This is a genomic window from Sphingobacterium sp. Mn56C, assembly GCF_049319645.1.
Lineage (GTDB): Bacteria > Bacteroidota > Bacteroidia > Sphingobacteriales > Sphingobacteriaceae > Sphingobacterium.
Window position 1 is genome coordinate 83,771 of sequence record NZ_JBMOUC010000003.1, and the last position, 12,503, is coordinate 96,273.

Annotated in this window: 13 protein-coding genes; 9 read left to right on the forward strand and 4 right to left on the reverse strand. The window is 39.4% G+C overall.

Annotation, left to right across the window (positions count from 1 at the left end):
• The first annotated feature begins 1 nt into the window (after position 1).
• From ACL9RF_RS10030 to ACL9RF_RS10040, 3 genes are read left to right on the forward strand one after another with little or no spacing between them, the layout of a single operon-like run.
• The gene (locus tag ACL9RF_RS10030) at positions 2 to 730 is read left to right on the forward strand and encodes a rhomboid family intramembrane serine protease (protein ID WP_422800490.1); all 729 of its coding nucleotides are present in this window, start codon (positions 2 to 4) and stop codon (positions 728 to 730) included.
• A gap of 13 nt (positions 731 to 743) precedes the next feature.
• Positions 744 to 1,619, forward strand: coding sequence for a rhomboid family intramembrane serine protease (locus tag ACL9RF_RS10035; protein WP_422800491.1), 876 nt, complete (start codon positions 744 to 746; stop codon positions 1,617 to 1,619).
• Complete coding sequence (locus tag ACL9RF_RS10040) at positions 1,619 to 2,734, forward strand: endonuclease/exonuclease/phosphatase family protein (RefSeq protein ID WP_422800492.1); 1,116 nt, start codon at positions 1,619 to 1,621, stop codon at positions 2,732 to 2,734. Before ACL9RF_RS10035 ends, ACL9RF_RS10040 begins: the two co-directional genes overlap by 1 nt.
• Before the next feature lie 88 nt (positions 2,735 to 2,822).
• Here the strand turns inward: ACL9RF_RS10040 and ACL9RF_RS10045 are convergent, their stop codons facing one another.
• On the reverse strand, positions 2,823 to 4,424 hold the full coding sequence (locus tag ACL9RF_RS10045; protein WP_422800493.1) for a S41 family peptidase: 1,602 nt from the start codon (positions 4,422 to 4,424) through the stop codon (positions 2,823 to 2,825).
• 137 nt (positions 4,425 to 4,561) lie between these two features.
• On the opposite strand from ACL9RF_RS10045, the gene ACL9RF_RS10050 reads away from it, so the two are divergent.
• The 3 genes from ACL9RF_RS10050 to ACL9RF_RS10060 all read left to right on the forward strand — a co-directional run bounded on the left by ACL9RF_RS10050 (position 4,562) and on the right by ACL9RF_RS10060 (position 7,179).
• Positions 4,562 to 5,131, forward strand: coding sequence for a hypothetical protein (locus ACL9RF_RS10050; RefSeq protein ID WP_422800494.1), 570 nt, complete (start codon positions 4,562 to 4,564; stop codon positions 5,129 to 5,131).
• A gap of 112 nt (positions 5,132 to 5,243) precedes the next feature.
• A complete protein-coding gene (fumC, locus tag ACL9RF_RS10055) occupies positions 5,244 to 6,641 on the forward strand; it encodes a class II fumarate hydratase (protein ID WP_422800495.1) in 1,398 nt (465 codons plus the stop codon).
• Positions 6,642 to 6,645: 4 nt separating this feature from the next.
• The gene (locus ACL9RF_RS10060; protein ID WP_422800496.1) at positions 6,646 to 7,179 is read left to right on the forward strand and encodes a fumarate hydratase; all 534 of its coding nucleotides are present in this window, start codon (positions 6,646 to 6,648) and stop codon (positions 7,177 to 7,179) included.
• 69 nt (positions 7,180 to 7,248) lie between these two features.
• On the opposite strand, the gene ACL9RF_RS10065 is transcribed toward ACL9RF_RS10060, so the two are convergent.
• From ACL9RF_RS10065 to ACL9RF_RS10075, 3 genes are all read right to left on the reverse strand, one after another.
• Positions 7,249 to 8,361 (reverse strand): toxic anion resistance protein, encoded by a 1,113-nt coding sequence (locus ACL9RF_RS10065; RefSeq protein ID WP_422800497.1) that lies wholly within the window; start codon positions 8,359 to 8,361, stop codon positions 7,249 to 7,251.
• A 5-nt stretch (positions 8,362 to 8,366) separates the two neighbouring features.
• Entirely contained in the window at positions 8,367 to 9,155 is a 789-nt protein-coding gene (locus tag ACL9RF_RS10070) for a hypothetical protein (RefSeq protein ID WP_422800498.1), read from the reverse strand.
• Between the two features lie 254 nt (positions 9,156 to 9,409).
• Positions 9,410 to 9,787 carry a DUF3127 domain-containing protein gene (locus ACL9RF_RS10075; protein WP_422800499.1) on the reverse strand — a complete coding sequence of 126 codons (378 nt, stop codon included), beginning with the start codon at positions 9,785 to 9,787 and terminating at the stop codon, positions 9,410 to 9,412.
• 67 nt (positions 9,788 to 9,854) lie between these two features.
• On the opposite strand from ACL9RF_RS10075, the gene ACL9RF_RS10080 reads away from it, so the two are divergent.
• The 3 genes from ACL9RF_RS10080 (at position 9,855) to ACL9RF_RS10090 (ending at position 12,496) form a co-directional block, all read left to right on the forward strand.
• Entirely contained in the window at positions 9,855 to 11,018 is a 1,164-nt protein-coding gene (locus tag ACL9RF_RS10080) for a THUMP domain-containing class I SAM-dependent RNA methyltransferase (protein ID WP_422800500.1), read from the forward strand.
• Between the two features lie 2 nt (positions 11,019 to 11,020).
• Complete coding sequence (locus ACL9RF_RS10085; protein WP_422800501.1) at positions 11,021 to 11,668, forward strand: HD domain-containing protein; 648 nt, start codon at positions 11,021 to 11,023, stop codon at positions 11,666 to 11,668.
• Positions 11,669 to 11,731: 63 nt separating this feature from the next.
• Positions 11,732 to 12,496 (forward strand): glycerophosphodiester phosphodiesterase family protein, encoded by a 765-nt coding sequence (locus tag ACL9RF_RS10090; protein ID WP_422800502.1) that lies wholly within the window; start codon positions 11,732 to 11,734, stop codon positions 12,494 to 12,496.
• Positions 12,497 to 12,503: the final 7 nt, after the last annotated feature.

The window sequence follows — 12,503 nt, forward strand, 5'->3', positions numbered from 1 at the left end:
TATGAATAATTTACTGGACAACCTAACTCCTGTAGTTAAAAACTTACTTATTATAAACATTATATGTTTTATAGGTTCCATAATTTTTGAACCGGCAAATGATTTATTTGGTGTTTATTATCCCGATTCTCCATTCTTCAGGATATGGCAGCCGATAACGTATATGTTTATGCATGGCGGGTTTACGCATATATTTTTTAATATGTTTGCCTTGGTTATGTTTGGCCCCATTATCGAGCGCATGTTTGGCTCAAAACGTTTTTTAAACTACTACCTTATCTGTGCTTTGGGAGCGTTGGTGTTACAGTATGGGGTGCAGGCGTATGAAGTAAACAGCATTATGGGTACACCATTAGCAAAAAATGAGCTGATGTCGTTTACGGATGTGTACAATAACAAGGGCTATATCCCGAATAACCCTAATTTATATTCTAATGATGCTGTAACTACAATTGCGAGTATCTATAGTACACCAATGGTAGGTGCATCGGGTGCAATTTTCGGTTTGTTGTTGGCCTTTGCTTTCTTCTTTCCGAATATGCCTTTGTATTTTATGTTTATTCCGGTGCCTATTAAAGCGAAATACTTTGTCGGTGCTTACATAGTAATTGAAATTTATTTGGGTTTCAACAACTCGGGTTCTTCTATTGCGCATCTTGCACATGTCGGCGGTGCGTTATTTGGCTATTTGCTGATTAAGATCTGGAATATAAAAAGAGGCTATTATTAGAATTAAAAAAGCCATGAAAGAGAGTATGTTAAAGACATTCGTTCGAGAGACGTATAAAAATGCTTCTCCGATACCGTATATTATATCTATACAGGTTGCCTTGTTTGTTTTAATTTATCTTTTTGATTTATTGGGCGACCAGGAGATCGTAAATTTCGATCTTTTCACATTTACTTATGAGAAACTTAGTCTCCCCTCTACTTTCACGGTATTTTTACAACAGCCTTGGTCTATTTTAACGCATGCTTTTATTTATAAAGAGATATTCCGTATTCTTTTCGACTGCCTATGGTTGTTTTGGTTTGGTAATATTTTCTTAAATCTACTCAATACCAGACAGTTATTAACCTTGTATTTTGGCGGTATAGCTGTTGGTGCCCTGACCTTTCTCCTGGCCTCAGCACTCCCATTTTTTGGCAGCGCATCGCCGTTATGGAATGGAAGTTCCATGGGGCTTGCGGCTTTGATTATTGCTACAACCTTACTGGTACCAACAATGGAGGTACGGTTGCTTTTATTTGGTAATGTAAAGTTGAAAACTATAGCTGCCTTATTTTTAGGCTTAGAATTTGGTTTTCTTATCCTTTACAGCCCTAATGCTGCCCCTGCATATCTTGCTGCTGTACTTTTCGGATTCGGATTTTTACGAAGCTTAAGAAAGGGTAACGACTGGAGTAGTGTGTTTCAGAAATCGCAAAAAAATAAAAATCTGAAGGTGGTACATAGCAATTACAATAGACCACCATACAATGCTAAAAAACATCCAAACGATTTACCTAACCAGGAGGTCGTGGACCAGGTGCTGGACAAAATTTCGGTAAGTGGTTATGAAAGCCTAACTTCGCAAGAGAAAGAAATTCTTTTTAGAGCAAGTAAGCAGGGAGAATAATGGGCAATCGGTTGTTTTTTAGAAATAAACTTGGCTACTTTAGCAGAACCGTATTTACCGCCAATATATTGGCCGCATTGGCGCTTTTATTAAGTTATGCTGCTTCTTTTATTGACCCACAGCAGTTTTGGCCTATAGCATTTTTTGGCTTGGCTTTTTTGCCGATCCTCCTGATCAATTTAGGGTTTATTGTATATTGGTTTTTACGTAAAAAAAGATATATGCTTATCAGCTTGCTCTGTATCCTGGCAGGCTGGAACCTCTTAAGTAAACATATAAACTTTAAAAATAACAACGACAAGATGGTCGTTAAAGCCGACACAATCCTCCGCGTCATGAGTTTTAATGTGCACCTTTTTGAAAAATATGATAACCCCAAGGCTACTTTTAGGGAGGAAACTGCGGAGCTGGTAAATACCGTTAGCCCTGACATTGCCTGCTTCCAGGAATTCTATAGCCGCATACGGGGGTCAAAACAGTTTGTAAAACACCTTTTGGAGGAGGCGAATTTTGAAGATTATTACTTTGAACCAGCATCGCAGAATGATTATGAAGGATATGGTCAGGCTATTTTTTCGAAATTCCCCATTATTAATCAAGGTACAATCTTAAAAAATGGATACGGTATAAATCGTATTATCTTCGCCGATATTAAACGTGAAATGGATACGATCCGAATATATAATGTGCACCTCCGATCTTTTGCCCTGCAGGATGAGGACAAAGACTTTATTCAAAAAACGGCATCTGCACAGCAGATTAAAGATGAAAGAAGTACCAAAAGAGTGGGCAGAAAACTTAAAAGAGCTTTTACAAATCGTAGTGAACAAGCTAAATCCTTACGCCAGCATATTGAACAGTGCCCTTATCCTTACATTGTAATGGGCGATTTTAACGATACCCCAATGTCTTACAGTGTAAATTTAGTTGGAAAAAATATGTATAATGCATTTGAAGAAAAGGGCTTTGGATGGGGCGTAACGCATTTTGGAATGTTGCCCCTTTTTCAAATTGATTATATCCTCTGCGACCGTAGTATACGGGTCGATAATTATGGGATTATTAAGGAGAGATTATCCGACCATTATCCGATTTGGGCAGACCTTATTCATTAATTTATTCTACTTTTTCAGCTGCGACTTTAGGTTTAGGGTTTAGGCTTTAGGTATTAGATATTAGAAACTAGGCATTAAGAATTAGGTACTAGGAACTAGGAACTAATATTTCTATTGCTCGACTTATAAAATCGTCATAGCGATTCTTAACCTTAAAATAGGCTTCACGCCCAAAGTAATAGCGCCCTACAATGGCTTCCATATCGGAACGTATCAACTCCATTAAATCTCTTTTCTTTCGTTCACTAACGCTTATTCCTTTGCTGTTTAAAAATAATATAAACCGATCATACTCCTGTTGCGGCAGATGGTAGCCCTGCAAAAAATTATCAATAGAGTATGCGGGCAATTGCTTCGTAAAACGCTCGTACACAAATTGTTCCAGGTAGCTAGATTTCACAATATTTTGGTATAGCAAACTTAAGGAATTGGAATCTATAGACATTTTGACGTCTGGACTTACGCCACCTCCACTAAACAGCTCCCGACCGGCCATCGTTTTAAACATTTGCGCATTGGCATAGGTGGTATCCAAAGCCCAGAGCCCTTTGTACATGCCGGCATAATCTATCATATTAGACCAATTTGCGGTATACTTTCGTTGTATACTTCTCCCTAAAGGGGTATAATACCTTGAAATACTAAGGTTCACCCTAGAGCCGTCCGAGAAATCAAACTGCTCCTGAACAATACCTTTGCCAAAGGAACGGCGCCCCACAATAGTACCTCTATCCCAATCTTGCACGGCGCCGGCAACAATTTCGGATGCTGATGCCGTAGACTCATTGATTAAAACCACTAACTTCCCTTCGGTATAATTGCCATCGCCTTCGGAATAATATTCTCGTCTATTCTCGTGTGCCCCTTCGGTATAAACCATTAACTTTTTATCCTTAAAAAATTCACTGGCTAAGCGGATGGCGACATGGAAATAACCGCCCCCATTATCTCGCAGGTCTAAAATTAAATTGCGCGCACCTTGTTTCTTAAGCTCTTTAATTTGATGTTTGAAATCTTCTGCCGTCTTTAGTCCGAACCTTCGTATCTTAATATATCCTACGGATGGTTGTATCATATACGAAACATCGATTGATGACACATTTATCTGATCGCGCATTACCTTAAAAACTTTATTCGATATAACCGTATCCCGGTTGATATAAAGTTTTACCATCGATCCTTTTTTACCGCGCATAAGTCGGTCTACTACTTTTTGTGCAATATTACGGCCGGAAACTAAGGTTGAATCAATACGTAAAATGCGGTCGCCAACTTTTAAACCTGCTTTTTCGGCTGGACCATTCGCCATGACTCCTACAACCATCAAGGTGTCGTTAAGGTTAAAAAACTCCAGGCCTATACCCTCAAACGTTCCTTCCAATGCCTCGGATTGGGCTTGCGATTCGTTGGGCAATAGGTAGGAGGAATAGGGATCTAAGTGGGCAATAATATGATTAATGGCGCCATTTTGTAGCGAGTCTATATTTAGGCTATCGACATAACTATTGGATAAAAGATCCAATACCTGCTGCATTTTATAGGAGTTATCCGACAATCCGATGGGTATTAAGGAACTCCCCGGATTATTGCTTTGTTGATCGACATAGTTTTGACCTAAAATCAATCCTAAAAGCAACGTAGCCGCATAAGTAGCCGCAACAAATATATTCCTTCCAGTCCCCTTTTGCATGTAAAAAATTGCCTGAGCAAAAATAAAGAGTTAATTTTATTTTTTAAATCGATAAAACGACTCAAAGATACCAAAAATATGTTCCAAACCGTTTAATATCAGTAAACAAAAGGCATATTTATTTATATTTTTTCAATATGCACGAACTTGAACCCTTCTATAACTGGCGCCACGACTATATCGCTTCGGATGATGAGCGCTCACCTTTCTATGAAACTGTTTATAACGAATTTGAATTTGATAAGCAGGTATACAATTTTCTGCTGCACCCCCAATGGGATGATTTCGGCTCGCAGACCTTGTACTTAAAAATCTTGTATGTCGACTATGACCTGGGTTACAGCATAATTGAATTTATCGGAGAATGGAACGATGCTATTTACAATGATATCATGCTCCTAAAACGGGAAATCATTGATTTAATGCTAAACGAGGGGATTACAAAGTTTATCCTTATCGGAGAGAATATCCTAAATTTCCACGCTTCCGATGATGCGTATTACGAAGAATGGTTTCAGGATATCGAAGACGGCTGGATTGCTGGGTTGCACTTTAGACCGCATGTTATTGAAGAGTTTCAACAGCATAACATCGACTATTACATTAGTTTAGGGGGCTACTTAAATGAAATCCCTTGGCGAACGTTGAAGCCTAAACAGCTGTACCACCATATCAACGAGCATATTCAAAAAAGACTGGGCATGTAGCTGCAATTACATCCTGCACAGCCATACGTAGGTCTAAAAAAGTTGGGAGATAAATTTTAAACGGGCCCTTATATTCAGTAACTTTGTGCAACAAAAACAAAACGCTTATACTATGTCATTCAGAATAGAAAAAGATACTATGGGTGAAGTTCAGGTACCTGCAGACAAATACTGGGGTGCACAAACAGAACGTTCACGTAACAACTTCAAAATCGGTGCTCCAGCTTCTATGCCTCACGAAATTATCGAAGGTTTTGCTTTCTTAAAGAAAGCGGCTGCATATGCCAACCATGAATTGGGTGTACTTCCTATCGAAAAACGCGACGCTATTGCTGCCGTTTGTGATGAAATCCTTGCCGGAAAGCTTGACGACCAGTTTCCATTGGTTATTTGGCAGACAGGTTCGGGTACACAATCGAATATGAATGTGAACGAGGTTATCGCAAACCGTGCACAGGTATTAGCGGGTGGCCAGATCGGTGAAGGCGAACCTGTATTAAAAGCGAATGATGATGTCAATAAATCACAATCTTCAAACGACACGTTCCCTACGGGTATGCATATCGCAGCTTACAAAGCTGTTGTAGAAATTACAATTCCTGGTGTTGAAAAACTTCGCGATACCTTGAAACGTAAGTCTGAGGAGTTTATGCATGTAGTAAAAATCGGACGTACTCACTTAATGGATGCAACACCGCTAACATTAGGACAGGAGCTTTCGGGTTATGTTGCACAATTAAACTACGGCTTAAAGGCTGTTAAAAATACATTAGCCCACCTTTCTGAGGTAGCTTTAGGTGGTACAGCTGTAGGTACAGGGTTAAATACACCTTCAGGTTACGATGTTACGGTAGCCAAATATATTGCGGAGTTTACAGGTCATCCTTTTGTTACTGCAGCAAATAAATTTGAAGCATTAGCGGCACACGATGCTATTGTTGAAACTCATGGTGCCTTAAAACAATTGGCGGTAGCATTGAATAAAATTGCAAACGATATCCGTATGTTGGCTTCTGGCCCACGCTCAGGAATTGGCGAAATCTTAATTCCTGAAAATGAACCGGGATCGTCGATTATGCCTGGAAAAGTTAACCCTACACAATGTGAGGCTTTAACTATGGTTGCGGCACAGGTAATGGGTAATGATGTTGCTATTACTATTGGTGGCACACAAGGACACTATGAATTGAATGTTTTTAAACCTATTATGGCGGCCAACTTCTTACAATCGGCACGTTTAATTGGAGATGCTTGTGTTTCTTTTGAAGAGCATTGCGCGGCAGGAATTGAACCAAACTATACGCGTATCAAAGAATTGGTAGACAATTCTTTGATGTTGGTAACTGCATTAAACACGAAAATTGGTTACTATAAAGCGGCAGAGATTGCGCAAACAGCACATAAAAACAACTCTACCTTAAAAGAAACAGCTATTGCTTTGGGTTACGTTACCGCTGAAGAATTTGACGCATGGGTAAAACCAGAAGAAATGGTCGGAAGTTTAAAATAAGCGGGTGAAAAAACTCTTTAAAGAATATAGTAATAAGAAAGCATACCTCGGGATGTCCTTAGGTATGCTTTTCGCTTTGCTGGGCTGCTATAGGCACTCCGATATGCAAACCGAAGGGGTGCCCTTTTTACAAGGCATTTGGGTTCAAGATTCTGTAGCACATCAAGATCAATTGTTAAGCTATACCCTTAATCAAATGACGTTTACCTGCGATTCTATGTATACACAGATGCAGGTGCATGCCAAGACACAAACCCTACCGGATAGCTGTTATAAAGGTGGGCAATGGACCGAATTTGCTAAGGCTGTTTATGTGCTTCGTGGCGATAGTATTATTGTCGACGGCGTATACACCAAAGAAAATGGGAAACAGAAAATATCGGGCTGTTATAAAAGTGGCGAGTACGCACCGCGGTTTAAACTCACACAAATATCAAAAGATTCGATCATCTTGGAAAACCGCTTCGACGGTACGCCTATATTACTACGAAAAATTAAAGATATTACCTGCGTACCAAAAAAACGCTGGGAAACTTAAGATATAATATTGGATACTTTATGTACTAGCAGCGGCGTCTTATGACGCCGCTGCTAGTACATAAAGAAATTAATTAATCAGTTTAGCATCATCGGAAGATTTTAACAGCTGCTTTTTCAATTCATTTTCCGTCTGCAACAAATCTTGCTCTACCACTTTACGCTTTTCACGTCCATCCCGCTGGATCTGCAACACCTGCTCAATGGTCGATATAATATCCGAATTAGCCTTTTTAATGGTTTCAATATCGACAATACCGCGCTCCGTTTCACGGGCAACGTTGATGGTCGATTCTTTTAACATTTCCGAGTTTTTACGCAATAGCTCGTTAGTTGCATCCGTCACCGCCTTCTGCGCCTCCAAGGCACGCTGCGCATGTGCAATGCCTAAGGTTAATACCATTTGATTTTTCCATAACGGCAGCGTATTCACTATCGAGGACTGTATTTTCTCCATTAGGGAGCTGCTATTGCTCTGTATCATACGAATTTGTGGTGCCGTCTGTAGCACTACCATGCGGGTTAACTTCAGGTCGTGTATTTTCCTTTCAAAACGTACCACATGCTGTTCCATATCCTTATACTGTTGTATTTTATGCTGGTCGCCCGACTCTTCTGCGTCGCTTCGCATGGCGGGCAGGGTGGTATTTAATACCTCCTCCAGCTTCTCCTCTCCAGCAGCAATATGTAGAGACAGCTCTTTAAAATAACCTTGATTCTCTTCAAAAAGTTTATCAAAGATATTTACATCCTTTAAGAGGGTTTTGTAATGCCCTTCTAACTTAAGCTCTATCTGATGTATATTGGTTTCTACCGATGCATACTCTGTACGTAAGCGGGTAATTTTTTTCTTTAACGTATCAAAAAATGGAATAAGTGGTTTCTTATTCAAATTCTCATCAAAGGATTTTATATCGTTACGCAAGTTTAATAAGATATCCTCGGCACCGCCCATATCCTTGGTACGCACCTGCTTTAAAATCTCGTTGGAAAAATTACTTATTTTAGTCTGGCTAGCCACACCGTATTGAATAATATCGGTCGTCGAATTCAGATTTATCTTATCCTTATACTGCTGCACCAGTGCTTTTTCCGCTGCAGTGAAGTTTACCTGCATATCCGTATTTTTACCTGGATTAGGATGGTTATCGTCTTCGTATGTTGTAAGGTCTATTGTTGCCATAATTTCTATTTATCTAAATCGTTGTTTAAAAGGTTTCTATTTTTTAAGGTCTGAATATATACCTCCGATTCTGCCGATACATCGAGCAGTCTATATTTTATTAAATTCGTGACATCCGATTCTATAGCCGATGCAGCCTGTGCTAACACCTGCTCTAACTTAATTTTTGAATCTACCGTAACCGAGTTATTCAGGCGGGTATTCTCCAAGTCATCGTACTCCCGCAATACATTAACGACAGTGCCATGACGTACCAAAAATCTATCTGCCTCGTGTTTATCTCTTTCTTCCAACAAACGAAATAAACGTACAATACGCTCTATATGTTGCTGAATATTTCGGTTTTCAATGGTATTCCGGTAATACATTAATTTACCAATAAAAGACTGTGCCGTTTCCATCTCCGCCTGCGCCAGCTCCAGGCGACGTTGGTCGGCTATACTGTTTATCCATGTTAAAGGCCGTATTTCCGCTAGCGCTAAACGTTGTAAATACGATTTCGCCTGTTTAAGCAATAGACCGTTCCCTACGATGTACGCACTAATATAGGCACATATGGTCATCATCATGCCAAAAGACATTGCTCCGCTAAAAAAATAAAAGCCATAAAATATGCCCGCTTGCACAGCCAACAAGACCCACGATAGCATAAAGCGCGATCGTACCTTCGTCCGATAGGCTTGCGACATCATAACAATGGAATGAATAGATGGTATAAAAATTAAAATGGACAAAAATGTGCCCAATAATTGGCTTAGTTCCCAACGTTTACTTTTATTTGTTGCCCATCCCATAGTATATATCCTTATTTAAAATCTAAAATACTTAAAAAAATAAACCAATCTCATTACAAGCCTGAAAATATATTGTTTCTTACCTTTACTAACCTAAAGGAGCTATTTTTCAACAGCAGCTTATATGTTGGTCGCCAAAATCGTTTTTTTGTTACGCCATCCAAGAAATCATCCACTTGGAAAACAAAAAAAGCCACCCCGAAGAGTAGCTTTACGTTATCTTTTACCTAGTGAAATAGGCTTTAATAGCTTAATTAGAATGGCAAATCATCATCATCTGCACCAGAAGAAGTAATATCAACCGGTGTTGGCATATCGCCGTATCCTGCAGCAGGAGCCGAAGCTGTTGTATTTGCTAATTTTGTAACACGCCATGCAACTAAAGAGTTGAAGTAGGTAGTAACCCCTTCTTTATTCGTCCATGGACGACCACGTAAGTTAAAAGACACCTCAATATCCTCACCTACAGCCAGGTTATCGAAGATATTAACGCGATCTTGTGTCGCTTCAAAACGAATATATTCTACAAATTGTGGGTTTTCTGCATAAGCAACAATTATATCTCTTTTTTTGAAAGACTCCGTAACTTGCTGTGTTGCACCAACTTCGTGTACTTTTCCTCTGATTTCCATATACAAAAATTTTAAACCATAAAATTACACATTTTTTGCGTGTTAGATTAACTAACTTTGCATAAATATGAAGGAAGTTTTCAACACAGCAAACAAAGTAATAGTGACATGCAATAAAAGACTGTCACCATTCTTACAGCAGGAAGTACAGGGCTTAGGTTTTGAAATTAAGCGTGCTTTTAATACAGGGGTAGAATTGAATGCCTCTATAAATGAATGCATTAAATTAAATTTACACTTACGTACTGCTAGTCAGGTATTATACGAGCTCGCAGCTTTTCGGGCCCGCGATGCAAAGGAGTTATATGCTGCACTTTCCAAAATTGAATGGGAAAATATTATCCCCTTCGATGGGTATTTTTCTGTAACATCCAACGTACATAACGAGACCATTACGACGCCACTTTTTGCCAATGTTAAGGTTAAAGATGCTATTGTTGACCGTATCAAAGAAAAAAAAGGACTACGTCCAGATTCAGGCCCTGATTTATCGAAAGCAGTTATCCACCTGCACTGGATGGAAGAGCGGGCAGAGATATTCTTGGATACTTCTGGGGAAACTCTTGCAAAACATGGATACCGCAAGTTACCGGGCAAAGCACCGATGTTAGAAGCTTTAGCGACATCAACAATTATGGCAACGCAATGGGATGGCCTTACGCCATTTGTTAACCCCATGTGTGGTTCAGGAACATTAGCTATAGAGGCAGCCTTAATGGCACAAAAACGCCTTCCTGGTTTACAACGAATGAATTATTCGTTTATGCACTTTATAGGATACGACGAAGAGGTATTTTTTGCCGAGCGGAGAAAACTTAAGGAGGTAACAGAGAAAACAAATATCCCTCCAATTATTGCCTCAGATATTTCGGATCAAGCTGTAGAAATTGCCCGAATGAACGCAAAAACTGCCGGTGTGGAGCACCTTATACAGTTTGAAACCTGCGACTTTGCCGAAACAACTGTTCCACAAGGCCCTGGTGTTATTATGTTTAACCCGGAATATGGCGAGCGTTTGGGCGTGCATACTAAACTAGAAATTACGTACAAACGTATCGGCGACTTTTTAAAACAACATTGCAAAGGATACCGCGGTTATGTGTTTACAGGAAACCCAGACCTCGCAAAAAAAATCGGTTTACGTGCTTCGCGAAGGTTCGAATTTTTCAATGGTAAACTCGACTGTAGGTTATTGCAGTACGAATTGTATGAAGGCACGAAAGAAAAATAATTATGCAGGAGTATATTCTAAAAACAGTAGCTTTTGTTAAAGAAAGCCTACAAAACGCGGAAGCAGGCCACGATTGGTGGCATATTGAACGGGTATGGAAGAATACGAAGCTTATTTTGCAAACGGAGGATGCAGATCATCTGGTTTGTGAATTAACAGCTTTATTGCACGATATTGCCGATAGCAAGTTCCATAATGGCGACGAAACCATCGGACCGCGTATAGCAGGCGAATTCTTAAGCCGTATCGGTGTTGCTTCGGTTACTATAGAACATGTACAGCAGATTATTTTAAATATGTCGTTCAAGGCTTCCTTGGGCGAGGTCACTTTCCACTCTAAAGAGCTGGAGATTGTTCAGGATGCAGATCGTTTGGATGCTATTGGTGCTATCGGTATTGCACGCGCCTTTACTTATGGCGGGTTTAAAAACAGAGAAATTCATAATCCGAATATCCCTGTAGTAACCAACATCAGCAAAGAGGCGTATAAAAATACAACAGCGCCAACAATAAACCACTTTTACGAAAAGCTATTATTGTTAAAAGATAAAATGAATACCCCTACAGCACAAGCGCTTGCGGCACAACGCCATGAATTTATGGAGAATTTTCTGCAACAATTTTATGGCGAATGGGATGGTTGCCTTTAATTTAATGATAAATTAATAAGAGACTTTTATTTTTAGGCAGTTTTTATAATTAAACTGCCTAAAATGAAAAAATTAACACTAGCAACGGTACTACTTTTAACAACAACGCTAGTAGCGTTTGCACAGCAATCGAAAATTATCGCCCACCGTGGCGCATGGAAGCATACTCATGCTCCGCAGAACTCTATCGCATCGCTACAGGAGGCAATTAAACAAAAGGTTTGGGGTTCTGAGTTTGATGTTCACCTTACGAAAGATGATATCCTCGTCGTAAACCATGATAATGATTTTTATGGTTTGGATATTGCGACATCGACTTACGAAGAGTTGTTGACAAAAAAACATCCGAATGGGGAGTCTATTCCTACCGCTGAAGAATACCTCAAAGAAGGACTGAAACAAAAAAATACCAAACTTATCTATGAGCTAAAAACCAATCGCTTAGGTGTTGAGCGTACTCTCCAGGCGGTACAGCAATCCTATGACTTGGTGAAGCGGCTTAAAGCAAAGGATATGGTGGAATTTATTGCTTTTAGTTATGAGGCCTGCTTAAAATTTAGGGAACTGGATAAAAAGGCGAAAATCCATTACCTTTCTAGTGATAAAGCACCCCAGGAAATTTACAATGCCCAACTTAGCGGAATTGATTACCACCTATCTGTGTTTAAGAAAAATAACGACTGGATAAAGCAAGCAAAAGCGTTAAAATTGAAAACCAATGTCTGGACGGTAAATAGTACCGAGGATATGCAGTTTTTTATAGATCGTAAAATTGATTATATTACAACGGATGAACCTGAATCTTTATACAAACTTTTAAATCCGTAAAATCTGT

Excerpts from the sequence above, each read along its gene's own strand:
- ACL9RF_RS10030 (WP_422800490.1), top strand. The coding sequence starts at position 2 with ATGAATAATTTACTGGACAACCTAACTCCTGTAGTTAAAAACTTACTT.
- ACL9RF_RS10035 (WP_422800491.1), top strand. The coding sequence starts at position 744 with ATGAAAGAGAGTATGTTAAAGACATTCGTTCGAGAGACGTATAAAAAT.
- ACL9RF_RS10040 (WP_422800492.1), top strand. The coding sequence starts at position 1,619 with ATGGGCAATCGGTTGTTTTTTAGAAATAAACTTGGCTACTTTAGCAGA.
- ACL9RF_RS10045 (WP_422800493.1), bottom strand. The coding sequence starts at position 4,424 with ATGCAAAAGGGGACTGGAAGGAATATATTTGTTGCGGCTACTTATGCG.
- ACL9RF_RS10050 (WP_422800494.1), top strand. The coding sequence starts at position 4,562 with ATGCACGAACTTGAACCCTTCTATAACTGGCGCCACGACTATATCGCT.
- fumC (WP_422800495.1), top strand. The coding sequence starts at position 5,244 with ATGTCATTCAGAATAGAAAAAGATACTATGGGTGAAGTTCAGGTACCT.
- ACL9RF_RS10065 (WP_422800497.1), bottom strand. The coding sequence starts at position 8,361 with ATGGCAACAATAGACCTTACAACATACGAAGACGATAACCATCCTAAT.
- ACL9RF_RS10070 (WP_422800498.1), bottom strand. The coding sequence starts at position 9,155 with ATGGGATGGGCAACAAATAAAAGTAAACGTTGGGAACTAAGCCAATTA.
- ACL9RF_RS10075 (WP_422800499.1), bottom strand. The coding sequence starts at position 9,787 with ATGGAAATCAGAGGAAAAGTACACGAAGTTGGTGCAACACAGCAAGTT.
- ACL9RF_RS10080 (WP_422800500.1), top strand. The coding sequence starts at position 9,855 with ATGAAGGAAGTTTTCAACACAGCAAACAAAGTAATAGTGACATGCAAT.
- ACL9RF_RS10085 (WP_422800501.1), top strand. The coding sequence starts at position 11,021 with ATGCAGGAGTATATTCTAAAAACAGTAGCTTTTGTTAAAGAAAGCCTA.
- ACL9RF_RS10090 (WP_422800502.1), top strand. The coding sequence starts at position 11,732 with ATGAAAAAATTAACACTAGCAACGGTACTACTTTTAACAACAACGCTA.